The sequence below is a fragment of the Campylobacter sp. RM15925 genome (genome assembly GCF_012978775.1).
Taxonomy (GTDB): Bacteria; Campylobacterota; Campylobacteria; order Campylobacterales; family Campylobacteraceae; genus Campylobacter_A; species Campylobacter_A canis.
The window spans coordinates 88,702-113,981 of the sequence record NZ_LIWP01000004.1; the positions used below are offsets into that span (position 1 = coordinate 88,702).

Annotated in this window: 30 protein-coding genes; 21 read left to right on the forward strand and 9 right to left on the reverse strand. The window is 39.5% G+C overall.

The genetic code is table 11. The annotated features are described in order from the left end of the window. The first annotated feature begins 219 nt into the window (after window positions 1-219). Both CDOM15925_RS03550 and CDOM15925_RS03555 read left to right on the forward strand, forming a co-directional pair. Entirely contained in the window at window positions 220-1,521 is a 1,302-nt protein-coding gene (locus CDOM15925_RS03550; protein WP_169941175.1) for an MFS transporter, read from the forward strand. A 14-nt stretch (window positions 1,522-1,535) separates the two neighbouring features. After that, window positions 1,536-2,813: a BaiN/RdsA family NAD(P)/FAD-dependent oxidoreductase gene (locus CDOM15925_RS03555; RefSeq protein WP_211436662.1), complete on the forward strand. Its 1,278-nt coding sequence runs from the start codon at window positions 1,536-1,538 to the stop codon at window positions 2,811-2,813. Between the two features lie 74 nt (window positions 2,814-2,887). On the opposite strand, the gene CDOM15925_RS03560 is transcribed toward CDOM15925_RS03555, so the two are convergent. Then, window positions 2,888-4,084, reverse strand: a complete 1,197-nt coding sequence (locus tag CDOM15925_RS03560; protein ID WP_169941177.1) for a molybdopterin molybdotransferase MoeA — start codon at window positions 4,082-4,084, stop codon at window positions 2,888-2,890. 204 nt (window positions 4,085-4,288) lie between these two features. Between CDOM15925_RS03560 and yedE the strand changes: the two genes are divergently transcribed. After that, the gene (gene yedE, locus CDOM15925_RS03565) at window positions 4,289-5,341 is read left to right on the forward strand and encodes a YedE family putative selenium transporter (RefSeq protein ID WP_169941179.1); all 1,053 of its coding nucleotides are present in this window, start codon (window positions 4,289-4,291) and stop codon (window positions 5,339-5,341) included. Between the two features lie 188 nt (window positions 5,342-5,529). Here yedE and CDOM15925_RS03570 read toward each other — a convergent pair whose 3' ends face one another. The 3 genes from CDOM15925_RS03570 to CDOM15925_RS03580 all read right to left on the reverse strand — a co-directional run bounded on the left by CDOM15925_RS03570 (window position 5,530) and on the right by CDOM15925_RS03580 (window position 6,848). Then, window positions 5,530-5,796, reverse strand: a complete 267-nt coding sequence (locus CDOM15925_RS03570) for a hypothetical protein (protein WP_169941181.1) — start codon at window positions 5,794-5,796, stop codon at window positions 5,530-5,532. Window positions 5,797-6,184: 388 nt separating this feature from the next. Continuing rightward, complete coding sequence (locus CDOM15925_RS03575; RefSeq protein WP_169941183.1) at window positions 6,185-6,619, reverse strand: molybdopterin synthase catalytic subunit; 435 nt, start codon at window positions 6,617-6,619, stop codon at window positions 6,185-6,187. 1 nt (window position 6,620) lies between these two features. Further along, window positions 6,621-6,848: a MoaD/ThiS family protein gene (locus CDOM15925_RS03580; protein ID WP_169941185.1), complete on the reverse strand. Its 228-nt coding sequence runs from the start codon at window positions 6,846-6,848 to the stop codon at window positions 6,621-6,623. 91 nt (window positions 6,849-6,939) lie between these two features. On the opposite strand from CDOM15925_RS03580, the gene nspC reads away from it, so the two are divergent. From nspC to CDOM15925_RS03675, 18 genes are all read left to right on the forward strand, one after another. Next, window positions 6,940-8,079 (forward strand): carboxynorspermidine decarboxylase, encoded by a 1,140-nt coding sequence (nspC, locus tag CDOM15925_RS03585; protein WP_169941187.1) that lies wholly within the window; start codon window positions 6,940-6,942, stop codon window positions 8,077-8,079. 279 nt (window positions 8,080-8,358) lie between these two features. Beyond that, window positions 8,359-9,075 (forward strand): TorD/DmsD family molecular chaperone, encoded by a 717-nt coding sequence (locus CDOM15925_RS03590; protein WP_169941189.1) that lies wholly within the window; start codon window positions 8,359-8,361, stop codon window positions 9,073-9,075. Then, window positions 9,075-9,254, forward strand: coding sequence for a twin-arginine translocation signal domain-containing protein (locus CDOM15925_RS03595; RefSeq protein WP_169941191.1), 180 nt, complete (start codon window positions 9,075-9,077; stop codon window positions 9,252-9,254). The genes CDOM15925_RS03590 and CDOM15925_RS03595 overlap by 1 nt, the downstream gene beginning before the upstream one ends. Before the next feature lie 33 nt (window positions 9,255-9,287). Continuing rightward, window positions 9,288-12,122 (forward strand): formate dehydrogenase subunit alpha, encoded by a 2,835-nt coding sequence (locus CDOM15925_RS03605; protein WP_249934676.1) that lies wholly within the window; start codon window positions 9,288-9,290, stop codon window positions 12,120-12,122. A gap of 1 nt (window position 12,123) precedes the next feature. Continuing rightward, on the forward strand, window positions 12,124-12,744 hold the full coding sequence (gene fdh3B, locus CDOM15925_RS03610; protein WP_169941195.1) for a formate dehydrogenase FDH3 subunit beta: 621 nt from the start codon (window positions 12,124-12,126) through the stop codon (window positions 12,742-12,744). After that, window positions 12,741-13,646 (forward strand): formate dehydrogenase subunit gamma, encoded by a 906-nt coding sequence (locus CDOM15925_RS03615; RefSeq protein ID WP_169941197.1) that lies wholly within the window; start codon window positions 12,741-12,743, stop codon window positions 13,644-13,646. The genes fdh3B and CDOM15925_RS03615 overlap by 4 nt, the downstream gene beginning before the upstream one ends. A 212-nt stretch (window positions 13,647-13,858) precedes the next feature. Beyond that, window positions 13,859-14,641, forward strand: a complete 783-nt coding sequence (gene fdhD, locus CDOM15925_RS03620) for a formate dehydrogenase accessory sulfurtransferase FdhD (RefSeq protein ID WP_169941199.1) — start codon at window positions 13,859-13,861, stop codon at window positions 14,639-14,641. After that, window positions 14,638-15,363 (forward strand): winged helix-turn-helix domain-containing protein, encoded by a 726-nt coding sequence (locus CDOM15925_RS03625; RefSeq protein WP_169941201.1) that lies wholly within the window; start codon window positions 14,638-14,640, stop codon window positions 15,361-15,363. The genes fdhD and CDOM15925_RS03625 overlap by 4 nt, the downstream gene beginning before the upstream one ends. A gap of 27 nt (window positions 15,364-15,390) precedes the next feature. After that, window positions 15,391-15,579, forward strand: coding sequence for a sodium-dependent tyrosine transporter (locus CDOM15925_RS03630; protein WP_169941203.1), 189 nt, complete (start codon window positions 15,391-15,393; stop codon window positions 15,577-15,579). Between the two features lie 169 nt (window positions 15,580-15,748). After that, a complete protein-coding gene (yedF, locus tag CDOM15925_RS03635; RefSeq protein ID WP_169941205.1) occupies window positions 15,749-16,345 on the forward strand; it encodes a sulfurtransferase-like selenium metabolism protein YedF in 597 nt (198 codons plus the stop codon). Next, window positions 16,345-17,364 (forward strand): selenide, water dikinase SelD, encoded by a 1,020-nt coding sequence (selD, locus tag CDOM15925_RS03640; RefSeq protein ID WP_169941207.1) that lies wholly within the window; start codon window positions 16,345-16,347, stop codon window positions 17,362-17,364. Before yedF ends, selD begins: the two co-directional genes overlap by 1 nt. A 461-nt stretch (window positions 17,365-17,825) precedes the next feature. Next, window positions 17,826-17,993 carry a hypothetical protein gene (locus CDOM15925_RS03645; protein WP_169941209.1) on the forward strand — a complete coding sequence of 56 codons (168 nt, stop codon included), beginning with the start codon at window positions 17,826-17,828 and terminating at the stop codon, window positions 17,991-17,993. A 10-nt stretch (window positions 17,994-18,003) separates the two neighbouring features. Beyond that, on the forward strand, window positions 18,004-19,554 hold the full coding sequence (locus CDOM15925_RS03650) for a disulfide bond formation protein B (RefSeq protein WP_169941211.1): 1,551 nt from the start codon (window positions 18,004-18,006) through the stop codon (window positions 19,552-19,554). Between the two features lie 220 nt (window positions 19,555-19,774). Further along, on the forward strand, window positions 19,775-20,074 hold the full coding sequence (locus CDOM15925_RS03655; protein ID WP_169941213.1) for an ElaB/YgaM/YqjD family protein: 300 nt from the start codon (window positions 19,775-19,777) through the stop codon (window positions 20,072-20,074). Further along, window positions 20,074-20,349 (forward strand): hypothetical protein, encoded by a 276-nt coding sequence (locus CDOM15925_RS03660; RefSeq protein ID WP_169941215.1) that lies wholly within the window; start codon window positions 20,074-20,076, stop codon window positions 20,347-20,349. Before CDOM15925_RS03655 ends, CDOM15925_RS03660 begins: the two co-directional genes overlap by 1 nt. Continuing rightward, entirely contained in the window at window positions 20,346-20,576 is a 231-nt protein-coding gene (locus CDOM15925_RS03665; protein ID WP_169941218.1) for a hypothetical protein, read from the forward strand. Before CDOM15925_RS03660 ends, CDOM15925_RS03665 begins: the two co-directional genes overlap by 4 nt. Before the next feature lie 40 nt (window positions 20,577-20,616). Next, window positions 20,617-21,264 (forward strand): NAD(P)H-dependent oxidoreductase, encoded by a 648-nt coding sequence (locus CDOM15925_RS03670; RefSeq protein ID WP_169941220.1) that lies wholly within the window; start codon window positions 20,617-20,619, stop codon window positions 21,262-21,264. 105 nt (window positions 21,265-21,369) lie between these two features. Next, on the forward strand, window positions 21,370-21,999 hold the full coding sequence (locus CDOM15925_RS03675; protein WP_169941222.1) for an NAD(P)H-dependent oxidoreductase: 630 nt from the start codon (window positions 21,370-21,372) through the stop codon (window positions 21,997-21,999). 36 nt (window positions 22,000-22,035) lie between these two features. On the opposite strand, the gene CDOM15925_RS03680 is transcribed toward CDOM15925_RS03675, so the two are convergent. The 5 genes from CDOM15925_RS03680 to modA form a co-directional block, all read right to left on the reverse strand. After that, window positions 22,036-22,509 carry a redoxin domain-containing protein gene (locus CDOM15925_RS03680; protein ID WP_169941224.1) on the reverse strand — a complete coding sequence of 158 codons (474 nt, stop codon included), beginning with the start codon at window positions 22,507-22,509 and terminating at the stop codon, window positions 22,036-22,038. Window positions 22,510-22,603: 94 nt separating this feature from the next. After that, window positions 22,604-23,284: a molybdate ABC transporter permease subunit gene (gene modB, locus CDOM15925_RS03685; RefSeq protein ID WP_169941227.1), complete on the reverse strand. Its 681-nt coding sequence runs from the start codon at window positions 23,282-23,284 to the stop codon at window positions 22,604-22,606. Then, entirely contained in the window at window positions 23,277-24,146 is an 870-nt protein-coding gene (locus CDOM15925_RS03690; RefSeq protein ID WP_169941229.1) for an ABC transporter ATP-binding protein, read from the reverse strand. The genes modB and CDOM15925_RS03690 overlap by 8 nt, the downstream gene beginning before the upstream one ends. Beyond that, a complete protein-coding gene (locus tag CDOM15925_RS03695; protein ID WP_169941231.1) occupies window positions 24,139-24,534 on the reverse strand; it encodes a TOBE domain-containing protein in 396 nt (131 codons plus the stop codon). Before CDOM15925_RS03695 ends, CDOM15925_RS03690 begins: the two co-directional genes overlap by 8 nt. Beyond that, window positions 24,534-25,280, reverse strand: a complete 747-nt coding sequence (gene modA, locus CDOM15925_RS03700) for a molybdate ABC transporter substrate-binding protein (protein ID WP_169941233.1) — start codon at window positions 25,278-25,280, stop codon at window positions 24,534-24,536. Before modA ends, CDOM15925_RS03695 begins: the two co-directional genes overlap by 1 nt.

Sequence of the window (25,280 nt, forward strand, 5' to 3'; positions counted from 1 at the left end):
GCGACTTATCTTTTGGCGTATTATAAATTTAGCCTTTTATTGGCCGTGCGAGTACGGTAAATCGCTCAAATTTATGCGAAATTTCAAGGCTTAATTTAAATTTTGCCATCCTGCAAGTAGGCTACTGCAATCGGCAAAATTTTTCATATTTTAGCTAATTTTGATAAAAAATTTAAGCCTATCTAGGGTAAAATCACTCTTTTATATCAAGGAAATTTTATGTTAAAAAGCGTTTTGCCTCTGTCTTTTATCATCGGAAGCAGATTTTTTGGGATATTTATTATACTGCCTGTTATCAGCGTTTATGCTTTGGAGCTTGAGCACTCAAGCGAATTTTTTGTAGGAGTTTTAATAGGCGTTTATGCGCTAACTCAGGTGATTTTTCAGATACCTTTTGGCTATTTTTCGGACAAATTCGGGCGCAAGATCACTCTTTGTCTAGGGCTTGTGATCTTTATCATCGGAGCCTTGATCTGTGCGCAGGCAACCGATATCTACACGATGATTTTGGGGCGTTTTATACAGGGCGTGGGCGCTATCGGAGGCGTTGCTACCGCGATGATAAGCGATAATACAAAAGAAGAAGTTAGAGGCAAGGCGATGGCGATAATGGGCGTATTTATCGGCGTAAGTTTCGCTCTTTCGATGCTTATCGCTCCTAGCATGAGTGCGAAATTCGGACTTTCAAGCCTCTTTTATCTAAGTGCTGCGCTTACTGCGTTTTGTATAGTGCTTTTATATACTGCTGTGCCAAAAGACCCTAAAATTCAGCATTATGAAGAGAAAACGCCGTTTTTTAAGCTCATATCAAATAGAAATTTATTTTTGATGAATCTAACAAATTTCATGCAAAAAATGCTTATGTCTGTGGCTTTTTTCATTATTCCGGTCGTCTTGGTTCATGATTTTGGAGGTTCTAAAGACGAGCTTTGGAAAATTTACGCAGTTTCTACCGTGTTTGGCTTCATCGCGATGGGGTTTGGCGGAGCAATAGGCGAAAAAAGAGGTCTTGGCAAGCATCTTTTGGTAGTAGGAGTTGTATTTTTTATAGCCTCTTATCTCTTTTTTGCATTGGCAAAGAGCGAGCTTGTGTTTTGTATCGGTGTCGTGCTGTTTTTCGTAGGGTTTAACCTTCACGAGCCTATCATGCAGTCAATCGCTTCAAAATTTGCCAAAGTAAGCGAAAAGGGAGCCGCTCTTGGCGTGTTTAACTCATCCGGCTTCATGGGAACTTTCATAGGCGGCATAGGGGCGGGAGCTTTGCTGAAATATTATGATTTAAACGTGCTTTGCATCGTTTTTATCGTGCTTTGCGTGATCTGGCTTGTGCTTTTAAGGTGGCTTGACAATCCCGTTATTTTTAAAAATATCTATTTTGGGCTTGAGGATAATGTAAATTTAGAGGCTATTTCAAATTTCGACGAGGTTGTTGAATGCTACAAAACCGCAAACAACTACGTTATCAAATACAACTCTAAAATGATAGATGAAGCCGCTTTGTTTGATAGGATCAAAAACTAAATTTTGGTTTTAATTTGAATAAAATTTACGATGTTTTAATTATCGGAGCAGGCGCTAGCGGACTGTTTTTAGCCTCAAATTTGCACGGACTAGAGGTTGCGATCTTAGAAAAAAACTCCTGCGCAGGCAAAAAAATTCTAGCAAGCGGTGGCGGCAAATGCAACATCACAAACCGCTACATAAGCTCACAAAACTATCTTGGCGATGAAGAATTTATCGCTAAAGCGCTTTTAAATTTGAGTTTTTGCGATGTGCTTGAATTCTTCGCAGAGCTTCAGTTTAAGGAGATAAAGCAAAATCAATTTTTTTGCACAAGCTCCGCCAGAGACGTTTTGGGAGTGCTTTTAAGATCGTCCGAGCAAAACAAAGCGAAGATATTTTATAACTGCGATGTAAAGAGTGCTAGTAAGATTTCAAATTCCAAAAATTGCGAAGCCGGCGTTTGTGGCGACTTATCAAATTCTCAAAATGAAATTTTTGAAATTTTAACCCACAACGGGCAGAAATTTAGAGCCAAAAATCTTGTAGTAGCAAGCGGCGGACTTAGTTATAAAGCTCTTGGCGCAAGCGATATAGGCTATCTTGTCGCTCAAAATTTCGGCTTGCAAGTAACCAAAACCGCTCCGGCTTTAGTTGGCTTTACAGTTCAAAAGGATGAATTTTGGTTTAAAAATTTAAGCGGTGTTAGCCTAAATGCCGAAATTTCTTTAAATACAAAAAATATATTAGGTTTAAAATTTAAAGACCAAGATAAGCCAAATTCAGATAAAAAAACGGCTTTAAGCGAGCGAAAATTTAGCGCAGATGTTTTATTTACTCACAAAGGCATTAGCGGACCTGCCGTATTAAGCGCATCTTTGTTTTGGAGCAAAGGCGCTGTTAGGATAAATTTTTTACCGAATTTTGATACGAGATGTTTAAGCCGTACAAAAAAGCAACTTTCTACGATTTTGCCGCTTCCAAGGCGATTTACGCTTGAATTTTTAAAGGCAAACGGGCTAGAAGATATGATTTTTGGCGAATATAACGAAGAACAAAAGGCTAAAATTTTAAAGTTGTTTGATTATCCGTTTGCACCTGCGGGAACCTTTGGATTTGAACGAGCAGAAGTTACTAAAGGCGGCGTTAGCACAGATGAAATAGATGAAAATTTTGAGTGTAAAAGCGTTAAAAACCTATACTTCATCGGCGAGGTTTTAGACGTTACGGGCATGCTTGGCGGATATAACTTGCATTTTGCTTTTACAAGCGCAAAAATTTTAGCCAATCATTTAAATTTAAGACTTCCATAGAGTCTTTTGAAATCCAAAAATTAATTTCAAACAAATTTGCGCAAGAGCCAAATTTAACCTCGCGCAAAATTTTATTAAACCATCTTTAGAACTTCGACTACTTCGCCACGAGCGATAAATTCGGTCTCTTTTGGGATGATTAAAAGCGCGGCGTCATTTAGCAGGTTATTTACGATCGCGGAGCTTCCAAGCTTCTTGCCCTCTAAATTTAGGTAAATTTTGCCGTCGCGATTTACTAAATTTGCAGCCGTAAATTCCAAAAACGGAGAGCGTTTTTTATAATCCTCATCCATTATCGCAGTTATCTTTGGCTCGGGCAGATTTAACCACGAATTTATCAAAATTCGCACGTAAAGCACGCACATAACCATCGCCGAATACGGAAATCCTGGAAGCGCAAATATGTATTTATCTTCGCTTTTTGCTACTTTTATATGTCTGCCCGGTTTAATCGCCGCTCCATCTATTATTAGTTTAAAATTTTCATTCAGCGCGCCTTTTACGAAGTCGTAATCCCCCATGCTGACTCCGCCCGTGGTTACCAGCACGTCCGCACTTTTTAAGGCATTGATGATGGCTGTTTTTACGGTGTTTGCATTATCTTTTGCGATTTCGCAGATGATCGGCTCGGCACCCATTTTGCGCACCATTTGGGCGATTGCTATATGGTTTGAGCTGTGAATTTGAGCAGGGTTTAAAAGCGGCTCGCCAAGATCTCTTATCTCGCTTCCTGTTGCCAGTATCGCAACTCTAGGACGCACAAATACGCTTATATGAAACATCCCAAGTTCGGCCATTAATGCAATTTCTGCGTAGCCGATTTTGGTGCCTTTTTTGATTAAAATTTCGCCTTTTTTATAGCTTTCGCCCACTTCTCGCACGGCAAAGCCCTTGTTTACGGGCTTTTTTATAATTATTTTAGAGCCTGCTACTTCTACGTTTTCAACGGGTATAAGAGTATCGGTTCCTTCGCTCATAAGCGAGCCCGTGAAGGTTTTTACGCATTTTGCGCCGCTTACGTTTATGCCCTTATCGGTTCCTGCCGGAAGATCGGTGATAAGCTCAAGCTCATTTAAATTTTCACTCCAGGCAAACGCATATCCGTCCATAGCCGAAGTCGGTTTTGGCGGGTAGTTATCGGCTGCAACTACATCTGTGGCGATATTGCGATCAAGCGCTTCGGTAATGGCTACCTTTTGAATCTTATCCCAAGGCGTGATCGTGGAGCGCAGTATGTCCAAGCTTGCTTCATAGCTCATAAATTCTTTCATTTTTTTCCTTCCGGCGGTTGCATTAATAGTCTTAGAACCTCGTTTTTATCTTAAATAACGAGTTGATTTACGCAAAGCGCAAATTTTGCATATTTTATCATCTTAGCCTTAAATGGCTATGGAATTTATCACCTTTTTATTTTTCACAAGCTAAAATAAAGTTTAAGAAATCAGGCTGATTTTACCTATCCTTAAGGAAATTTCATGAACACTTTAAAATGGCAAATCGTAGCCGGCGGAGCGCTTGGCGTAGTGGCAGCTCTTCTTGTATTTTTTGGCAATCCGGGCAACATGGGCGTATGTGCAGCTTGCTTCTTGCGCGATATAACGGGATCGCTTGGGTTTCACAGAGCAAGCGTCGTGCAGTATATGCGTCCCGAGATCATGGGGCTTGTCATAGGTGGGTTTATAGCAAGCGTTCTTTGGACGAAAGAATTTGCTCCAACTACGGGATCCTCGCCGTTTTTGCGCTTTTTCTTGGGCGTATTTGCGATGATCGGATGTCTTGTATTTCTTGGTTGCCCATGGAGGGCGTTTTTGCGTCTTGGCGGAGGAGATTTAAGCGCACTGGCAGGCTTTGGCGGACTTATAGCAGGAGTTAGCTTTGGAGTGATGTTTAAGAAATTGGGCTACAAGCTTGATGGCGGAGCAGTTGCTAGCAAGGCGTTTGGAATTTTGCCTGTGGTTATTGCCGTGGCTTTATTTGCGGCGTTGATATTTGGCTTTAAAGCCGGTGAAAGTGGTGCGCTTTTTGCCTCTGTAAAGGGTCCCGGCTCAATGCACGCAGCCGTTTGGATATCGCTTGGCGCAGGAGTTTTGATAGGAATTTTGATGCATAAGAGCAAATTTTGTAGCGTAGGAGCGATAGGACACATCTATAAGGGCGATTTTTCTATGTTTGCGGGGCTACTTAGTATTATATTTTTTGCAAGCGTTGCAAATTTAGCCCTTGGGCAGTATAAATTCGGCTTTGAAGATCAGCCTATCGCGCACAATAATTATATATGGAATTTTTTAGGAATGGCGCTTGCGGGGCTTTGCTTTAGCCTTAGCGAAGGGTGTCCGGGCAAGCATTTAGTGCAGATGGGAACGGGAAATTTAAACTCGGTTATATTTGTTATCGGGATGATGACCGGGGCGGCTTTTGCTCATAACTTTATGCTTGCAAGCTCTCCAAGCGGAATAACCTCAAATGCGCCTTATGCCGTGATAGCGGGGTTTGTTTTTGCCGTTTATGTCGGGCTTTTTAAAAGGTAAATTGTCATACCAAAAGGACTTTAAATCATTTTAGCCGGGTGCTTAATCATGTATTTTAATACTCTCATATCGCACTCTGCTAAAATTATCCAAAGTACGCTCAAGCCGTCTAAGATTAAGTTAAAAACACAGTCGTAACATTGTGTCTTTAAAGACTTTGCCAAATTTATACTTGATGAATTTTAGATTTACTTCTTCTTAGCTTTTTCTTTAGCCTGCTCCAGCTGTCCTTTAGCACTATCCAGCTTTACTTTTGCTTCGTCCAGCTTAACTTTGTTTTCATCGGTAGGGCTGATCTCGTATTCTGCCCTAGCCTCTGCCTCTTCCTTTACTGCCTCTTTGTAGGTTTCTTTTGCCTTTGATAGCTTATGCTCTTCTGCGGTCATACCGTCTTTTTCGATTGTGTAGCTCTCCATAGCGACTATTCTATCAAAGCTACCTTTTCCGCCTGGCATATCATAGCCTTTTGTTTTTTCTAATAATTCGCTTGCAACTAATTCATTGTTTCTCTCTTCGATAGTGTTAAAAGCTCTTTTATTTCTATATCCGCCCTTATAATCTGTTCCCCAGTATAAAACATACTTGCCATTTTCAAATGTGCATTTAGCTTCACTTACTCCCAGTTCAGGGTATTTTTTATTCTATTGCAAAAATCTTGCTCCGCTTCTGCTCCAAAAGCCAAACCGATTGCCGTTAAGCTAAGTAAAACTATCTTCTTCATCTTCTAGCTCCTTATTTTTTGTTAATTATACCATTTTGAATAATCTAAAATTTATTGAAAGTAAAATTTGAGTGTAGTTTTTTGAATAAGCTAAGCCAAAGAGCTTAGCTTTTAAATTTGTATTAAGCCAAAAGCCCTGCGCCTTTTATAGCTTGGCTTCGCTCTTTAGCGTAAATTCTCTCGCCGTTTATCACGTCGTATTTCCAGATGGGAGCGTTTGCTTTAAAGTCCTCGACAAATTCGTTGATTAGCCTTAGCGCTACTTTTCTTTGAGGGCTTACGACTCCTGCTACATACGAGCTTGTATGAACTGCTACATCGCCCTTTGAGTGTGCAAAGAGGACATAAGCGTTTTCTTTTGCGGCTTTTTCTTCCCAGCTTTTTAGCCATCTAGCTAAAATCGGCTCATATATATCAAAGCTAAGCGCGCTTATACCGCCTTCTTCACGCACGATACCCACAAAAGTTATCAAAGCTCCGCAGTTTTTATCCTTAAACTCATCGTACCAAGAATTTGTGATTTGATTTACGTCCAAACTTCCTTCATAAATTTGCATATCAGCCTCCGCAAACAGGTGGTAAGATAGAAATTCTATCTCCGTCTTTAAGAGGAGTGTTAAGCTCGCTAATTATCTCGTCATTTACGGCTACTGCGCAAATTTTAAGCCACTCGCTAAGCTCAAGCTCATGATAGCCTTTTAAAGCGTCCTTTAGCTCGCCCAAATTTGAGGCTTCAAGCTTTATGTTTTCAAATTTTATAGGTCCTAAGAATTCAACCTCTACCATAAATATCCTTTTTAAAATTTTCGCCATTTTACTTAAAATTATTAAATTTGGATATACTTATAATCAAAAATTTATAAAACCAGAGATAAAAATGAATGAAATTTTAAATACTATAAAAACTCCGGCTTATGTTTGCGAAGAGGCTTTGTTGCGTAAAAATTTAGAGCTTTTAAAGCGTGTTAAAGATGAAAGCGGAGCTAAAATTTTAGTAGCCCTTAAAGGCTTTGCATTAAGCGGCGTGATGGATATCGTAAGCGAGTATCTTGACGGAGCCACTTGCAGCGGACTTCATGAGGCGAAATTTGCAAATGATTTTGTAAAAGGCGAAATTCACACATACAGCCCGGCCTTTAAAGATGAGGAATTTGATGAAATTTTGGCTATCTCAAAGCATGTGGTTTTTAATAGCTTTAATCAGTGGAAAAAATTTAAAGATAAAGCCTTAAAAAGCGGAGTTGAATGCGGACTTAGAGTAAATCCTGAAAGTTCGGTTGCACCTACTGATATGTATAATCCATGTGGTAGATTTAGCCGTTTAGGCATAACGGCTAAGAATTTTAGAGCGGATCTGCTTGATGGTATCACGGGACTTCATTTTCACGCGCTTTGCGAGGAGAGTGCCGAGAGTTTAGAGACTGTACTTATGGCGTTTGAGGAGAAATTCGGTGAGTTTATACCTAAGATGAAATGGATAAATTTCGGCGGAGGTCATCACATAACCAGAAAAGATTATAATATCGAGCTTCTTATAAATTTGATTAAAAATTTCCGTGCAAAATACGGCGTTGAGGTCTATCTTGAGCCCGGAGAAGCGGTCGGCTGGCAGACGGGATTTTTGATCTCAAGCGTGCTTGATATCGTAGAAAACGAAAAGAATATCGCTATTTTAGATACTTCCGCAGAAGCGCATATGCCAGATACTATACTAATGCCTTATCGACCAGCCGTTAGAAACGAGAGTAAAAACGGCAAATTTAGCTATCGTTTCGGTGGCAATACCTGTCTTGCAGGCGATATCGTCGGAATCGATGCCGGCAATGCCGAATATAAATTTGATGAAGAGCTTAAGATCGGCGATAGAGTGATATTTGAAGATCAAATTCACTACACTATCGTAAAAAATACGACTTTTAACGGCATTAAGCTGCCTGATTTGCTCCTTTTGACAAAAGACGGCGAGATAAAAACGCTTAGAGAATTTGGTTACGAAGAGTATAAAAGACGAAATTAGTCCTTAAATTTTTTCAAATTCAACATTTTTTGATAACTGCCAAAGTTTAAATTTTGCTTTGGTTGTTATCAAAATACACTATATCCTATCTCCTTAAATTTTTATAAAGATTACCTAAAATTCGCAATTTAAACACTATGCTGTTAAGGCATATTTAAGGCAACTTTAATTTTTATAATTTATATTTTTTTAAGTATATTAGCTAAGCTTTTTGGTAGTATAGTTTCATTGTCAAAAAGCGTGAGAGCTCGATGACTAGATGATTTAAAAGGATTTTTTGTGGCGAACGCTTCTGATATAGCTGCTGCTAGAGCGCTTTACTATTCGCTGTTTTCAAGGCTTTTTGCATTTAGCTTTAAAGAGGATAGGTTTGACGGCGTAAGCAAGATGCTTGGGCTTATTAGCACAGCCAGTTTGGACGAGGAGTCAAATGCCGCAGCTATGAGGCTTAGCTTAAATTTTAGTGAGCCTAATCCGCAAAACGTAGTGCAGGAGTATGATGATATATTTCACTCTCCTCCAAGACCGCTTAGAAATACATTTTCGTATTATGATGAGGGCTATGAGGTCGGAAACGCCTGTGTTGAGATCAAAAAACTGCTTCTAAAAACGGATATTAGAAGAGATGAGAAGAAATTTAAAGAAAACGAAGATAGCGTAGGGTTTGTATTTACGCTTATGAGTGAATTTATACAAAGAGTGATAGATGGAAAAAGCGAGTATGAAGAGATTTCGGCTGAGCTTTTTAAGGATATTATAAACCCTTGCATAGATGAATTTTGCGATAAGCTATTTATGCATGATGCTTCTGAAATCTATAAAGACGTTGCGATTTTGCTTAGAAATTTCATAGAGTTTGAAAGAATCTACTATGATGTGCCAAGACCTATCAACGATAGCGAACTTAGTAAAAAAAGCTCAGGGCTTGCACGCTCTGAGATGATTAGACGAGAGAAAAATAGAGTTAGAAAACTAAAATCACAAGGAGAGATTTGATGGAGAAAAACAGACGAGAGTTTTTAAAAAAGCTCGGCGTTGCAGGTAGCGTTGCCGTAGCTTCCGCAGGGGCGGCATATGCAGCTGGCTCAAATTTAAAAAGCGGAAAGAGTAAGAAAAACGAGGTGCTTTATACAAGAAGCAAAACTTGGGAATTTTATTATAAACAAGCAAACTAATAAAATCTAAGAAATTTTAAAAAAGGAAAATATATGTCGCAAGCTAATACACCTAGCACACTTGCGCCAAACAGAATCGGTCGTAGATCGTTTCTCAAGATGGCGTCGCTTGCTACGGCTATTGGCTCTGTTAGCGGACTTGCCGCGAGCGGAGTAACTAGAGAGGCAAGCAACGAGGAGATGAAAAATCCATTTTCTAATTCTCGCATTGTAAAAAGCGTCTGTACAGCGTGTTCTGTAGGATGCGGAGTTATAGCAGAAGTTGAAAACGGCGTTTGGGTTCGTCAAGAAGTAGCTCAAGACCACCCTGTAAGTGCAGGCGGACACTGCTGTAAGGGCAGCGATATGATCGATATGGTTCGCTCTCATTGTCGCGTTAAATACCCTATGGTTAAAGAAAACGGAAAGTGGAAAAGAATAAGCTACGAAGAAGCCCTTGACAGAATAGGCGCTCAGCTTAAAAAATATAGAGAGGAAAACCCGGAGCAAGTGATGTTTCTAGGCTCTGCCAAAGTTAGCAACGAACAAAGCTACTATATAAGCAAATTCGCTGCTATGTTTGGAACGAACAACCTAGATCATCAAGCTAGAATTTGACATAGTGCAACAGTCGCCGGTGTGGCGAATACTTGGGGTTACGGCGCTATGACAAACCACCTTGGAGATATCCAAAGCGCGAAATCTATATTTATAATAGGCGCAAATCCGGCGGTTAATCACCCTGTGGGATTTAGACATTTTTTAAAAGCTAAGGAAAACAACGGAGCTAAGCTAATAGTTGTAGATCCTAGATATACAAGAACTGCGGCAAAGGCTGATTATTTCGCTCAAATTCGTCCGGGAACGGACATACCGTTTATGTATGGAATGATGCATTTAATCTTTGAAAACGGCTGGGAAGATAAGAAATTTATAGAAGATAGAACTTACGGTATAGATCTTATCCGTGAAGAGGCTAAAAAATGGACTCCTGAAGTTGTTGAAGATGTAACAGGAGTAAAGGCTAGCACGTTAAAAGAGATAACGGAAGTTTTTGTTAAAAACAAACCAGGTTCCGTCGTGTGGGCTATGGGTCTAACTCAGCACACTATAGGAAGCTCAAACACTCGTATAGCCCCTATACTTCAACTAATACTTGGCAATATGGGCGTAAGCGGCGGCGGATGTAACATCCTTCGCGGTCACGATAACGTCCAAGGCGCAAGCGATATGGCAAACGCTCCTGACAGCTTGCCTGGATATTATTCTAAGAATGAAGGATCTTGGAAATATTTTGCTAAGATGTGGAAGGTTGATTACGAGTGGTTGCAAGGAAATTTCGTAAAACCTGAGTGGATGTTTAAGCCGGGCTTTACTCTTGCTCGCTGGTGGGCGGGACCGCTTGACGGAAAGAATGGAAACGATCCGATAGATAACGCTGGAACCAGCTTAAAAGCTCTGTTTGTAATAGGAAACGGTATTACATCTACCGCTCAGCAAGCTAAAGTTCAAGAGGGGCTTGATAATCTTGAGCTTTTAATACTAGCCGATCCTTTCGTAAATGAAGCGGGTATCATAACAAACAAAAAAGATAATATATTCTTGCTTCCTTCTGCTACTCAATTTGAGACAAGCGGTTCGGTCGTAGCTACAAACAGAAGCGGTCAATGGAGATCTCAAGCTGTTGAGCCTTTGTTTGAGAGCAAGCCGGATCAGGAAATTTTATTTGAACTTGCTAAGCGCATAGGATTTTATGACGAGCTAACTAGAACTATTCGCGACGAAAGCGGCAAAATTGAGTGGCCTGAAGCCGCCACTAGAGAAATTGCAAGCATAGTAAAGAGCATCGGACTTACGGGCTGGACTCCTGAAAGGCTAAAAAAACATCAAGAAAACTGGGATAAATTCGATGAAAAAACACTTATTGGTAAAAAGGGCACTCCTGTAGAGGGCGAATACTACGGCTTGCCGTGGCCTTGCTGGACTACAAGCCACTGCGGAAGTCCAAATTTATATGCTATAAATAAACCTGTAAGTGATGGCGGAATGGGCTTTAGAAATCGCTTCGGTTTAGAGCATAACGGCGTAAATCAACTTGCAGCCGACGGTTCTGCGCCTGTGGATTCGGTAGTAAAAGGCGGATATCCTCAGATTACTAAAGAGAATATAGAATCCGTTTTGGGTATTACTTTAACCGAAGAAGAAAAAGCCAAGATGGGAGCTACTTGGGCTACTGATGATAGCAATATAATAGCCGAAAAATGTATGGAAAAAGGCATCGCTCCTTACGGAAACGCAAGAGCAAGGGCTATAGTATGGACATTTGCGGATCAAATTCCTATCCACAGAGAGCCGATTCACTCTCCAAGAACGGATCTTGCTAAGAAGTATCCAAGCTTTAAAGATAAGCCAAACCACTACCGTGTATTTACGCAGTATGAAAGCTTGCAACAAAGCAAGGATTTCGCTAAAGAATTCCCGTTAAATTTGGTTACGGGCAGACTTGTAAATCTAAACGGTGCGGGAATGGAAAATAGGGCTAGTATGTATCTAGCGCGCTTAACGCCTGAAATGTTTGCCGATGTGCATCCTGATTTAGCTAGCAAATATAAGCTTAAAAACGGCGACATGATCTGGATCCACTCTCCTGAGGGAACCAAGATCAAAGTTAAGACAAGAATAGTGCATTCCGTTGCAGCGGATATGGTATTTTTACCGTTTCACTTCACGGGCGTTATGCAAGGTGTCGATATGACCGGAAATTTCCCTGATGGAACAAAGCCGTATGCATGGGGCGAAAGCGCAAATACGGTAACAAACTACGGATATGACATAGTTACTCAAATTCCGGAAACAAAAGGCGGTCTATGCCGCATAGAAAAGGCGTAAGATGAGTGCGATAACAAGACTTAAATTTTATTGCGATGATGATAGATGTATCGATTGTAACGGTTGTTCGGTAGCGTGCGACGAAGCGCATGAGCTTCCTATGGGAGTTCGCCGCCGCCGTGTTATAACCTTAAACGAGGGCGTAGTTGGCAAAGAGGTTTCGACTTCTATTGCTTGTATGCACTGCGAAGACGCTCCGTGCTCTTTGGTTTGCCCTGTTGATTGTTTTTATATAAGAAATGACGGAATCGTTCTTCATGATAAAGAAATTTGCATAGGCTGCGGATACTGCTTGTATGCTTGTCCTTTTGGTGCTCCTCAGTTTCCAAAAAGCGGCGTATTTGGCGTTAAGGGTTCTATGGATAAGTGTACGATGTGCGCCGGAGGTCCTGAGCCTACAAATAGCGAACATGAGCGCGAAGAGTATGGACAAAACAGAATTTCTGAGGGTAAAGTTCCTGTTTGTGCGGCTATGTGTTCTACTAAAGCTTTGCTTGTGGGAGAATCTGATATAATTGAGCAAATTTATCAAGATAGAGTAAGCGCAAGAGGATACGGTGTAAAAAATATCAAAGAATCGCCTTCTTGGAAGATCGCTTACTACACAAAGGATAGAGTATGACAAGAATTTTTGTTTTTCTTTCTATGGCTTTTGGAGCTTTGATGGCTAGTTCTGCAACCAGCACCAATCAATATGATAGCAACATATGGGCTGCCGGCAGAGTCGAAAACATCAAGCCTTACGAAGATGGATTTGGTCCGCTTTTTACTTTTATCCAAGGAAATGACTACTTCGCGTTTGGCGTTGTTGCTATACTTGCTGCCGTTGTGTTTGCCTTTGTTCTTCACTTTTTGATCATAGGTCCAAAGCATTTTAGCCATGACGGAAAGAAAATTTACGCTTTTGGAGTGATTGAGCGCGTATCTCACGCTCTTGCGGCGGTATCTTGGATAGTGCTCGTTCCAACTGGCATAATCATGATGTGGGGCGATCTGTTTGGTGGCGGAACTTTTGTTAGAGTCTGTAAGAATTTGCACGGTATAGCAACTATTATCTTTGCGGTTTCCGTGCCTCCGATGATGATTTACTGGACAAAAAGAATGCTTCCTGCGATCTATGACATCAAATGGATGATGATAGTGGGTGGCTATCTTTCAAAGGTTAAGCGACCTGTGCCTGCGGGTAAATTTAACGCCGGTCAAAAGGCGTGGTATTGGATAGCGATTCCCGGCGGTCTTGTCATGATAGCAACGGGAGCAGCGATGTATTTCCTAGACTTCTCAACTCCAAACGTTGCAGGCTGGCTTGGAATGAGTCAGATAGAGGTTCTTAGACTTTCAGCTATCATCCACAACATACTTGGTATAGTTTGCGCTACTTTCTTCTTTGTGCATATCTATATGGCTGCAATCGCTATTCACGGAGCGATTTGGTCTATGGTTACGGGCTATAAAGAGGAAGAAGAGGTGGCTATACTTCATAGCTATTGGTATAAAGAGCTTCAAAGTAAAGGTCAAATTTAAAATTTATAAACAGGGGAATTTGGATTCAAATTCCCTTTAAATTTAAAATTTAAGAAATGTGCTAAAAAATCATAACAAATAGCTTCAAGATACCCAATATTACGATATAAAATAAGTTTAAGTTTTATGCTTTATTTAAGTTAAAATCTAATACAATTCAAATGTAAATTTTAATAGAATAACTATGTTTTATTAAAATTTAAAGGAAGTCGATGCAACCGATTTATACTACGCAAATCACTAAATTTAAAGGTGATGAGCAAATTTTAAAAGATGATATTTTGGTTCGTGAGATCAAGCTTGAAATTCAGATCAACGACAAACGCTTCGGTGCTATGATGGCGACACCTGTGGATCAAGAAGCACTTGCCGTAGGTTATCTTATAAGCGAGAATATAATAGCTAGTCCAAAAGATATAAGCGAAGTTAGGCTTGAGGATGACGGACTTATGGTCAAAATAGCCGCAAAAGTAAATGAAAAGAGTATGGAACGCTTTGATGAAGAAGCTATCATCATAAGCGGATGCGGTAGAGGACAAACCGCCAACATCGATCCGGAGGCGATGGCGGCAAGAGTCGTAAAAGCCGATGTCAAATTTAAAAAAGATGAAATTTTAAAGCAGATGGGGCAGTTTTACACGCAGTGCGAGCTTTATGAGATGACGGGCTGTGTGCATACGGCAAAGCTTTATGTGGATGAAAATACTTTCTTTATCGGAGAGGATATCGCTCAGCATAACACTATTGATAAAGCAGTAGGCAAGGCCTGTTTAGCAGGAGTTGATCTTGGCAAGACGTTTTTGATGGTTAGCGGAAGATTGAGTTCGGAAATGGTGGCAAAAGCCGTTATGCACGGAGTGTCGGCGCTTATTTCGCGAACGGCTCCGACTAGCCTTGGAGTGCTGATAGCGCGTAAATTTAACCTTACTCTTTGCGGATTTGCAAGAGGCGAAAATATGAACGTTTATAGCGGTCTTGAGAGGATTATAAGATGAGTAAAGAGGTCGAAAATTTAATAAATGATCTGCTGAATTCAAACGGCAGACTTGATTGCGGTTCGGCTTTTAAAATTTCAGCCAAGACAAACACGCCTATAGAAGAAGTAGGCAAGATAGCTACGGATATCGGCGTTAAGATCGATAACTGCGAGCTTGGACAGTTTGGAAAACTTGATTGTGATAGCGGAAGCGTAGAGGTTTTATCCAAGCTTGAGCCGTTTTTAGATGATAAAAGAAGAATATTTTGCGCCGATGGAAGAAATGCGGCGCAAGGGGTCGGATTAAAGAAAATTCGCTCAACTTTAAAAGATTATAAAATAGATGTCAAGTACTGCAAACTAGGCTGTTTTAAAGAAAAAAAAGGCAAGAAAATGGTAGTAAAAACTAAAACATGGATAGAAAACGCAGAGGGCGAATTAATCTTTGGCAAAGGCAAAACCGAAGTTCTTGAAGTAATAGCTCAAGTGGGCTCGATCTCAAAAGCAGCTGAAATTTTAGGAATGAATTATAAAAAATGCTGGAATCACCTGCAAATTTTACAAAAAAATATGAAAGAAGATCTTGTAAACACAAAGCAAGGCGGCGGGGATAACGCGGGAACTACGCTAAATGAAAGAGCTTATGAGCTTATTAACGCCTATAAGCAGCTTCAAGCCGATATCGAAGAGTATGCAAACAAGCGCTTTAAAGAGCTGTTTATAAAAAAAGAAGAGAAATAATAACCAAATTTATACAAGGGAGAAAATATGTATATCAAACTAAACGACAGAGTCTATCTTAACAAAGATAAGATCACCAGAGTAAAAGTTGATAGCGTTCAAGACGGTATCAGAATTCGCTTCTATGAGGGTCAAAATCAAGTTGCAAAGAGCGGAAAATTCGAAAGCGAAGCAAAAGCTATCGAATGGCTTGAGAAAAACTTTATCAACAAATAACAACCACAAAAGGCGCTCAATAAACCCGGGCGCCGTCACTTCTAAAATCATTTCTAATAAAATTCACAAATCTCTTTTAACTATTTAAAATTTAAAATGTTATAATCACTTCTAAGCTTCAAGGTTTATCGGCTAGAGCCGGTTTGAAGAGACAGTAAAAAGGAAAAATATGCAAATAGATTGTAGAAATTTAGAGTGTCCGCAGCCTGTTATAAACACGAAAAACGCGCTAAATGAGCTAAAAAACGGCGAAATTTTAGAAATTTTAGTAAATGCCGTAGCTCCAAAAGAAAATATCAGTCGCTTTTTAACTTCTCAAAATATCAAATTTACTATGACCGAAGATAATGATGAAGTGATAATTAGAGCCGTTAAAAGCGGGGCTGAGATAAAGAGTGAAAATTTTGATGAATTTCTTTGCAAAACTCCTAGCAAGGCAGGCAAAGTTGTCTATATCAGCGAAGAGTACGTAGGTAGCGGGCCTGTAGGTGTTGGGCTGATGTCGAAATTTATCGGTGCGCTTCTTCAGCTTGAAACCAAGCCTTATGCGGTGATTTGCGTAAATAACGCAGTTAAAATGACGACTGACCGCGGACACGTCAGCTTTACTCCTCTAAAAGAGCTTGAAAGAGCAGGCGTAAAAATTCTAAGTTGCGGAAGCTGTTTGGAGGCTTATAAACTGGTTGATAAATTAAGTATCGGCGAGATGACAAACGCGTATGAAGTCGTGAGTTTGCTTGATAAATACGATGTGATAAAGCTATGATGTATAACGATAAAAGACTTACTAAATTTGTATCCGCTGCGGGTTGAGCTGCCAAACTGGACCCGTCGGGTCTAAACAAAAGTATCGGCAAGCTTGATCTGGTCCATCCGAATTTGCTTACTCGCATAGATACCAACGAGGATGCAAGCGTATTTAAGATAAACGACGAGCTTGCGCTTGTGCAGACACTTGACTTTATAACTCCTGTTGTTGATGATCCGTATCTTTATGGGCAGATTGCCGCGGCAAATTCGCTAAGCGATATATTTGCAATGGGCGCAAAGGTAATAAACGCACTAAATATCGTTGGTTTTGATAGTTGCAACCTTGAGCCTGAAATTTTAAGCGAAATTCTGCAAGGCGGGTTAAGTAAAGTGCGTGAGTGCGGCGGCGCTCTTGTGGGCGGGCATACGATAGAGACTAAGGAGATGTATTACGGACTTAGCGTAACAGGAAGCGTTAGACCGAATAAATTTTGGGCGAATAATACGGCTTGCGAGGGTGATGTATTGATCCTCACAAAGCCGCTTGGAATGGGAGCTTTAAGCACGGCTATAAAAGCCGATATGCTAAATTTAGACCAAATCAAAGAGGCTGCTAGCTATATGGCTCAGCTAAATTTTTATGCGGTAGAGGCGATGAGCGAAATTTGCGTTAATGCGGCGACCGATGTAACGGGATTTGGATTTTTAGGGCATTTGAGCGAGATGTTAAGAGCTGATATAGGCTTTGAAATTCTTTCTGATAAAGTACCGATTTTATCCAGCGCCAAAGAGGTTGCGGCGATGGGACTTTTGCCTGTGGGAAGTTATAAAAACCGCGAATTTGCTAGTAAATTTGTAAGCGGCAAGGAGGCCGATATGCTACTTTACGATGCTCAAACTTCAGGCGGACTTTTGCTTGCAGTTAGTGAAAAACATGCAAATTTAGCTCTTAAGCGACTAAAAGAAGCAGGATATGAGATGAGCCAAACAGTTGGCGTAGTAAAAAGCGGCAGTTGCCGTATCAGATTGGTTTAATGCCACTTTAGGCTTTGCATATATCTTTTTTATCGCTTTAAGCATCGTGAAATAAATTTATCATTTGTCGGTCTTGTGGCAAATTTAACTCGGACAAGTAGTAACTAATATATGATATTTTAAGTTTAATATGAAATATAATATAAAATTTATGAAATAAATATAATAATTTAAAAGATATATCATACTTTACTATTATTTAATAGCTATTGATATTTACAATCAAAATATAAACTTTAAAACCGTTAATGCTTATAAATTCTGTCTTGATATCTGAAATTTATATTATAAAATACTCTTTTTAGTACATATTTTATTATAAAATGATACAAGATTATGATATTAAAATATGAAATTAAAGTATATCTTTTACAAGAGAAGCTCTTTAAGAAAGATATAAATAAATTTAAAATAAAATCAGCAGATTAATTTTAAAAATATTAAGAAAGGAGACAATAAATATGGAATTGTTGGGATTTTTATTCTTTGCTCTTTCTATTTTTATTGCTTGGAAAAAGCCTGAAAAAGAGGGGCTTGCATTTGGTGCGTTCGTGCTTGGCACGGCGGTTTGCTTTATTATGTTTTTTATCGCCAGTTGGCCGTCGTTGCTACCTTACGCGGCTTATTAGGAGGTGAAAAGTGGGATTTTTTAACGAAAAGAATTTTGACTTTTTTATGGCGACGGCAGTACTTTTAGTGCTTGCTATACCTGTTGGAATCGCAAATTTTTATCTTGGATATGTGATAGGTGAAGGTCCGTGCACGCTTTGCTGGTGGGAGAGAATGGGTATGGTAGTAGTAGGAGGAGCTGGAATTCTTATCCTTAGATATGGACTTAGAGCAAGATATATCGCGGCTATTTTATTTGCGGCGGCTTACGGTATATTTATGACGCTTCGTCATGCAAGCTTTAGCGTGTATAGAGACGTTGGCATGGGCTTTGGCGGAGATATTTTCGGCGCTCACACTTATACTTGGGGAATTTTAGTATATTGGGTTGTGGTTGTCGTAATGGGAATTTTCATGCTGTTTGCAAAAGATAAAGTAGTGGCCGAAGATATATCAAGAGAGCATACTCGTATAAAACCGCTTTCTAAATACTCAAGCTTCGTTATTGCGCTTAGCCTTATCGTAGTGCTTTCAAACGCGGTTCAAGCGCTTATTTCGGCAGGATACCCTCCATATAGCGGTAAGGGAAGCCCTGAGAGAATAAGTCTAAATAATACTTGGACTGCAGGCGTTTGGAAGAGATTTGAAAAGCCGTTTTCATTTACAGGCTCAAACGTAGTTGAGGATCCGTTTATAGCCGGCGAACCAAAAGAAAAGAGCATTAAATTTAGTGCAAACGCTAAAGACGGTGCTTTTATAGATATAAAACCTGCCATAGCTGTTAAAAATAGCTTCCCGCTTCCGTTTACTACAAAAGGAATTTTTGGCAAGGGTGTTACGTCAGGACTTGCCTATAACGCTAAAGACGATGTATTCGGTATCTCAAACACCGAAGGAAGTGTTTATTTTACCGATGCGAATTTCAAAGAGATAGCTCATGCCATCATAGATAAGCCAAACGGCAGAAATATCAAAAAATCAGTCGCTTCAACTTTCGTAGGCGATATGTTGGTAACTTCAGGGTTTAATAAGACGATTTTTGCAGTGAAACAAGTATCAAAAGACAAGATTGATCCTTATAAAGAGTGGGTAACGTTCCGAGAGACTACAGGCGGCCTTGAGATGCCTTGGCATACCGATCGTCCGGCACTTCTTACTATAAGAGCCAAAAAACAATACATTCTAACTCTAAGCAAGGATCAAAACAGCAATTTTATGTATATGATATCCGTGCCAAATGATCGTGTTAAAGGTATGATACTTATAAAAGTTGATACTAAAGATAGATTGCTAAGCGGCGAAACCATCATTACTTCCTCGCTTGCTCTTAAAGAAAAGCGTGATATTAAGGATTATTATGTAACGGCAGGCGATATAACTGACGGTAAATTCTTAGCATACTCTAAAAACTACAACACCTTGCTTGTGATAGATCTTGCAAGCGCAAAGGTTATTGACGCTTATGAGATGCCTCAGATCGGTGATATATCAGGACTTGCCATAAAAGGAGATAGCTTATTTACTCTAGCTCACAAAGATGGCAAAGTGGAAGTTGTCGAGCTTGACAATCCTTTAATGTAATTAAAAATTTAAATTTGAGCGGCGAATTTTAACCGCTCAAATTCCTCTTTTAAAATCCTAAATTTTCAATTTGTTTCTTTTTGTTAAATTGCGGTTAGAATATGTTCAAATTTTGTTTTGATTTAATAAGTGTTATCAAAGCTATTGTAAAGTGAAACTTAAGGATTTGTTGTTTTGCATGCACGGCAAGTCTGAAAGATTTCAAATAAAAGGATATAAAATGGCTGCACAAGATTTAAATTTAGAGAGTTTAAAAAAAGATATCGATTCGCTAAAAACGGATTTAAAAGATATAGTTAAGTCTGTAAAAGATATCGGAGCTAAGCAGATTGAGGCCGGCAAAGATAAAATTTTAGATCACTTGGATACCGAAGAGATCAAAAAATATATCGACGATCTTAAGGCAAAAGGCAAAGACGGCATAGAAACCGTAAATGATACTATCAAAGAAGATCCGATTAAAAGCGTTGCGATAGCGGCAGGTGTTGGGTTTTTAATAGGTTGGATACTTAAAAAATAATGGCAAATATATCTGAATTCCTAGTCTCTGTCGTAGAGCTAGTAGAAGCCCAAGCAGATGATATCAGGCACTCTTTTTTTAAGAGTGCCGATAGCTTTTTGATACTTGTGGTGGCGCATATTTTGGCGATAATAGGATTTGTGTTTTTCCTCATAGGGCTAAACATACTCTTAGTTTCGATGTTTAACGAAGTTGCGGCATATTTAACTACCGCTTGTATAGCTTTTATTTCGGCATTTATTTTTTATAGGGTTGCGCTGTGGAAAACAAAATGACAAAAGAAAAGTTAAGCGTAGTAGTATCTATGCTTGAAGGAAGAGATAACAATAAAAAACGATTAAGGCTTGAAGAGGCTAAATTAAGACTGCTTTTAAACGATCCCGGATTTGATGTCTCAAACGAGCTTAAATTTATAAACCAAGGCAGAATCGCTGACGCATTGATAAGCTTCATAGATAGAAATTTAATCATGCCTGCCTTGGTTAAACTTTTTAAAAGATAATTTGCTAGTCGCGTAAATTTATCTACGATAAGGAGACTACATGGACGCTTTGGATAATAAGGACTATTTGGAAATCATAAATTTTCGCCACGCTTGCAAAATTTTTGATGAAAATAAAAAGATCAGAAAAGCTGATTTTGAGTTCATCCTTGAGGCGGGCAGACTTAGTCCAAGCTCGCTCGGACTTGAGCAGTGGGACTTTCTTGTAGTGCAAAACAAAGCTTTGCGTGAAAAGATAAAAGAAAAATCATGGGGTCAGCCTCAGATAACTACTTGCTCTCATCTTGTTGTCGTACTTGCTAAGATTGCCGAATTAAAAAGCGGAAGCGAGTATATCAATAAGATGATTGATCGTTTTGCTTTTAGTTCCGAGCAAGATCGTATGGCTAAAGAGGAATTTTACAAGACAAGGCTTCATCAAAAGCTTCAAAACAACGACGAGATAATTTTTCAGTGGTCTCATGAGCAGTGCTTGTTCGCTGCGCTAAATATGATGAATGCCGCTGCAAGTATCGGCATAGACAGTTGTCCGATGGAGGGCTTTGAGCGTGATGAGGTGGGTAAAATTTTAGGAATTGATCCGATTAAACATCGCGTTGCTATCATTGTGCCATTTGGATATCGTCTAAACCCTCAACCGCCAAAATATCGCCGTGAAATGAGCGATGTAGTCAAATGGATAGATTAAATTTATATTGTTAAACCTAAATTTCAATATGTTTAGCTTTTTAGCATTAAGCTAGAAATCAATACCTTTTTTATATGATTTTGTAAATTTTATAAAGGAGTTTGTATGGATTTTTTAGAAGCTATGAATTTTCGCCACGCTTGCAAAATTTTTGATGAAAATAAAAAAATAAGCGATGATGAATTTGGTCTTATCTTGGAAGCAGGAAGGCTTAGCCCAAGCTCAACCGGACTTGAGCAATGGGACTTTCTTGTGGTGCAAAATGCTGATTTAAGGCAAAAGATACGTGAAGTATCTTGGAATCAGGTTCAGATGACCTCTTGCTCGCACCTTCTTGTGATACTGGCAAAGATATCTGAAGTAAAACCTGGAAACGAATACATAAAAAAGATCATCGCAAGACGAGTTGATAAGGAACCTGAGCTAATCGCTCAAAGAGAGAAATTTTATCAAGATTTTCTAACCGCAAATTTCAAAAATGACGACGAACTTACATATCACTGGTCAAGCAAGCAGTGCTACATCGCCGCTGCAAATATGATGACCGCAGCCGCGACTCTCGGTATAGACAGTTGCCCTATAGAAGGATTTGACGCGGATGCTTTAAATAAAGTATTAAATCTTGATACGACTAAACAGCGTGTCGCCGTGATGATACCGTTTGGATATCGTCTAAACCCTCAACCGCCAAAATATCGCCGTGAAATGAGCGATGTGGTTACTTGGATAAAATAGCTTGATAAATAAAGAGGCGATTTATATGTTCGCCTCTTAAATTTCAGCTAGAGTTTTTAGGGTATTTAGCGCGTCTTCTTCAGGGTTTTCTACAAGATCAAATCGCTTTAAAATTTCGCCTTTTTTTATGATTAGAGTTTGACGGTGATAAAATTTCTTTCCGTCACCCGTGCTAAAGGTTTTTAAATTTAATTTATCCGCAAGATTAAAATTTTCATCGCTGAAAAAGCTGAAATTCACGCCTAAAGCCTCTTTAAATTCTTTAGTTTTTGCTACGTTTAAAGCCCCGAGCGCGATAACTTCAAATCCAAATTTTTCAATCTCTTTTAAATTAGCTTCATAAGCTTTGCATTGATTTGTACAACCAATTAAGCCTTTTGTCTGCTTTAGCTCTTCGGGTAGGAATTTGCCGCTCTCGCCCATTTTGGGATAGACGATTAAAACGCAGTTTTTATTTTTGATAAGTTCTAAAAAATCAACTTCGTTTGCGTTTATATCTTTTACGCTCATACTTTATCCTTGTTAAATTTGATTTTATGATAGCATAAATTTGAGTTAAAGCTGCGCGAGTAGAGCTGCAATCAGTAAAATTTGAGCTTAAAATTTAGGCTTTTTTCTGTTTAGCATTAAAGAAATAGACCAAAAATAGCACGGCAAAGCTGATTATGAGCATGAGTGCGGAGTAAACATGCGCTTTTTGATAATCCATCAGCTCGACCGCTTCGTAAATGGCGATACTTGCGACCTTTGTCTTATCGCCGACACTTCCTCCTATCATCAGCACCACGCCAAATTCGCCCAAAGTATGAGCAAAGCTAACGATAAGCGCAGTTAGAAGTGAAGGCTTGATATTTGGCAACGCAACCATAAAAAGCGTAGTCCATTTGCCTTTGCCCAGTGAATAACTTGCCTCAAAAAGGCTCTTTGGCAGGCTTGAAAACCCGGCTTGCAACGGCTGAAACATAAACGGAAGCGAGTAGATACAGCTTGCTATGACAAGCCCTGAGAAGTTAAAAACCAATCGTATATCGAAATTTTCTTCCATAAATTTGCCAAAGAAATTGTATGGCGAAAGAAATACAAGCATGTAAAATCCAAGCACCGATGGCGGCAAAACAAGCGGAAGAGCCACTATGGATTCGATTATCGGTTTGGCTTTGAAATTTGATCTACTTAGCCAGTAGGCAAGCGGTAGTGTTGCAAAAAACAATATAATCGTCGTAATAAAAGCAAGTTTTAACGATAGATAAAACGGCGTAAAATCAATACTTGATATATCAAACATCGCTTTTGCTTTTTCTAAGAGTCGCCGCAAATGCTTTTGCGCTAAGCGTAGCCTCGTCGCCAGCTTTTAGATTTGCCGCTTCTTGATGGCTTAAGACTACTTCGCAAAGCTGCTGTCCGACAAGAGTGATCGCTACATAGATACAGTCGCGCTTTTGAATTTCTAAAATTTTGGCATGAAAGCTAAGCTTTTGGGAATTTGAGTGCTTTAAAAATATCTCGCCGGCGCTTCCGCAGCGCTCTATCACGCCTTCGCTTAGGACAAATACTTTTGAAGTAAGTTTATAAATTTCAGCTATATCGTGGCTTACCAATATGGTCGTCATATCAAATTCGCGGTGAATTTTAAGCAGATAGTCTTGCAGCTTCTCGCGCATAGATATATCAAGCGCAGAAAGCGGTTCGTCAAGCAGCATGATCTCAGGCTTTCGCATAAGCGCTCTAGCTAGCGCCACACGCTGCTTTTGACCGCCTGAGAGCTTTGAAATTTGAGCATTTTTAAGCGATGTTAGCTCGACTAGATCAAGCAAGTGGTTTGCAAGCTTTAAATCATTGTTTGCAAAAAGCAAATTTTTAAGCACGTTCATATTTTCAAAAAGAGCGTAATCTTGAAACAAAAATCCTATATTTCTCTTTTGAGGCGGCAATGATTTGCCCGCATTGAAAAAGAATTTGTCCTTAACTTTTATCACTCCGCTATCAGGGGTTTCAAAGCCTGCAAGTAAGCGTAAAAGTGTAGTTTTGCCGCTCCCGCTTTTTCCGTAAAGTGCTACGAATTCGCCTTTTTTGATATCTAGATCAACATCAAGGCAAAACTGTCCGCTAGAGCCGTTTAAGGTCTTTTTGCATCTAAATTCAATCACGGTTTTTATCGCTGATATAAAGTGAAGTGGCTTTTACGTAAGCGTAAATTTCGTCATTTTGTTTAAGATTTAACCTCTGGCAAGATTTTGTCGTTATTATGCTTTCAAATTCGAAATTTAAAGCCTGTAAATGCAAAACGCTTGTGATGTTTCCTTTGGTTAAATTTGAGATTGTCGCTTTTATCTCGTTTGTAAGCGAGCAGTTTTTCAAAGGAGTCGTTGCGATGATGACATCTGAGCTTTTAAAGGCGAGTTTTACACTGTCGGCTATTTTAAACTCATCTAAATTTTCAAGCCCAAGCATATAAAATTTCATTTCACCTGAAGTAAATTCAAAGAGATTTACGTCCTCGCTACCGGTTATATTTGAAACTTGGGCCTTTATCATTATATGTTGTATCCGAATTTTCTAAAGATCTCTTTTGCTTTTTCGCTTAGGATAAAATCATAAAACGCCTTAGCTTCAGGGTTGTTTTCGCCGCGTTTTAGAAGGATTACGCCTTGATCGATCGGAGTGTAAAGAGCAGGATTAACTAAGATGAAATTTTTACCCTCTTTATACTTGGCCATTTTCGGATCATACATCGCGCTAGCTGCGATAAATCCGGCATCTGCTGCGCTAAGAGCCGAGCTTAGAGCCTCTGAAATCGATTTTGTGTAGATGATGTTTTTTTCAACTTTATCAAAAATTCCATCTTTTTTAAGCGCTTCAATACTTGCCTTGCCGTAAGGAGCTGACTCGGGAAGTGCGATAGCAACGGCTTTTAATCCCTCAACCGCTTTGATGCCTTTTGTAAAATCTATGTCGCGGATACTAAATAGTGCAAGTGCGCCTTGAGCGTAAACTATCGGACGAGTCGCAGAAAAGCCGGCTTCATCGAGATTTTCAACAAATTTCATATTTGCCGCCATAAACACATCAGCAGGTGCGCCGTTTTTGATCTGAGTTGTCAAAGCGCCGCTTCCGCCAAGCGTTACGGTTACTTTTGTGTCCGGATTTGTCTTGGCAAATTCAGCCTTTAGCTCATCAAACGCATAAGTTACGTTTGCTGCGGCAAAGACGTTTATCTCGCCAGCGTTTAGATTAAAAGTCGCGATTGCCGCTAAAACTAACGAAAAGAAAGTTTTTTTCAT

Excerpts from the sequence above, each read along its gene's own strand:
- CDOM15925_RS03550 (WP_169941175.1), top strand. The coding sequence starts at position 220 with ATGTTAAAAAGCGTTTTGCCTCTGTCTTTTATCATCGGAAGCAGATTT.
- CDOM15925_RS03560 (WP_169941177.1), bottom strand. The coding sequence starts at position 4,084 with ATGAAAGAATTTATGAGCTATGAAGCAAGCTTGGACATACTGCGCTCC.
- yedE (WP_169941179.1), top strand. The coding sequence starts at position 4,289 with ATGAACACTTTAAAATGGCAAATCGTAGCCGGCGGAGCGCTTGGCGTA.
- CDOM15925_RS03570 (WP_169941181.1), bottom strand. The coding sequence starts at position 5,796 with ATGCCAGGCGGAAAAGGTAGCTTTGATAGAATAGTCGCTATGGAGAGC.
- CDOM15925_RS03575 (WP_169941183.1), bottom strand. The coding sequence starts at position 6,619 with ATGCAAATTTATGAAGGAAGTTTGGACGTAAATCAAATCACAAATTCT.
- CDOM15925_RS03580 (WP_169941185.1), bottom strand. The coding sequence starts at position 6,848 with ATGGTAGAGGTTGAATTCTTAGGACCTATAAAATTTGAAAACATAAAG.
- nspC (WP_169941187.1), top strand. The coding sequence starts at position 6,940 with ATGAATGAAATTTTAAATACTATAAAAACTCCGGCTTATGTTTGCGAA.
- CDOM15925_RS03595 (WP_169941191.1), top strand. The coding sequence starts at position 9,075 with ATGGAGAAAAACAGACGAGAGTTTTTAAAAAAGCTCGGCGTTGCAGGT.
- fdh3B (WP_169941195.1), top strand. The coding sequence starts at position 12,124 with ATGAGTGCGATAACAAGACTTAAATTTTATTGCGATGATGATAGATGT.
- CDOM15925_RS03615 (WP_169941197.1), top strand. The coding sequence starts at position 12,741 with ATGACAAGAATTTTTGTTTTTCTTTCTATGGCTTTTGGAGCTTTGATG.
- fdhD (WP_169941199.1), top strand. The coding sequence starts at position 13,859 with ATGCAACCGATTTATACTACGCAAATCACTAAATTTAAAGGTGATGAG.
- CDOM15925_RS03625 (WP_169941201.1), top strand. The coding sequence starts at position 14,638 with ATGAGTAAAGAGGTCGAAAATTTAATAAATGATCTGCTGAATTCAAAC.
- CDOM15925_RS03630 (WP_169941203.1), top strand. The coding sequence starts at position 15,391 with ATGTATATCAAACTAAACGACAGAGTCTATCTTAACAAAGATAAGATC.
- yedF (WP_169941205.1), top strand. The coding sequence starts at position 15,749 with ATGCAAATAGATTGTAGAAATTTAGAGTGTCCGCAGCCTGTTATAAAC.
- CDOM15925_RS03645 (WP_169941209.1), top strand. The coding sequence starts at position 17,826 with ATGGAATTGTTGGGATTTTTATTCTTTGCTCTTTCTATTTTTATTGCT.
- CDOM15925_RS03655 (WP_169941213.1), top strand. The coding sequence starts at position 19,775 with ATGGCTGCACAAGATTTAAATTTAGAGAGTTTAAAAAAAGATATCGAT.
- CDOM15925_RS03660 (WP_169941215.1), top strand. The coding sequence starts at position 20,074 with ATGGCAAATATATCTGAATTCCTAGTCTCTGTCGTAGAGCTAGTAGAA.
- CDOM15925_RS03665 (WP_169941218.1), top strand. The coding sequence starts at position 20,346 with ATGACAAAAGAAAAGTTAAGCGTAGTAGTATCTATGCTTGAAGGAAGA.
- CDOM15925_RS03670 (WP_169941220.1), top strand. The coding sequence starts at position 20,617 with ATGGACGCTTTGGATAATAAGGACTATTTGGAAATCATAAATTTTCGC.
- CDOM15925_RS03675 (WP_169941222.1), top strand. The coding sequence starts at position 21,370 with ATGGATTTTTTAGAAGCTATGAATTTTCGCCACGCTTGCAAAATTTTT.
- CDOM15925_RS03680 (WP_169941224.1), bottom strand. The coding sequence starts at position 22,509 with ATGAGCGTAAAAGATATAAACGCAAACGAAGTTGATTTTTTAGAACTT.
- modB (WP_169941227.1), bottom strand. The coding sequence starts at position 23,284 with ATGTTTGATATATCAAGTATTGATTTTACGCCGTTTTATCTATCGTTA.
- CDOM15925_RS03695 (WP_169941231.1), bottom strand. The coding sequence starts at position 24,534 with ATGATAAAGGCCCAAGTTTCAAATATAACCGGTAGCGAGGACGTAAAT.
- modA (WP_169941233.1), bottom strand. The coding sequence starts at position 25,280 with ATGAAAAAAACTTTCTTTTCGTTAGTTTTAGCGGCAATCGCGACTTTT.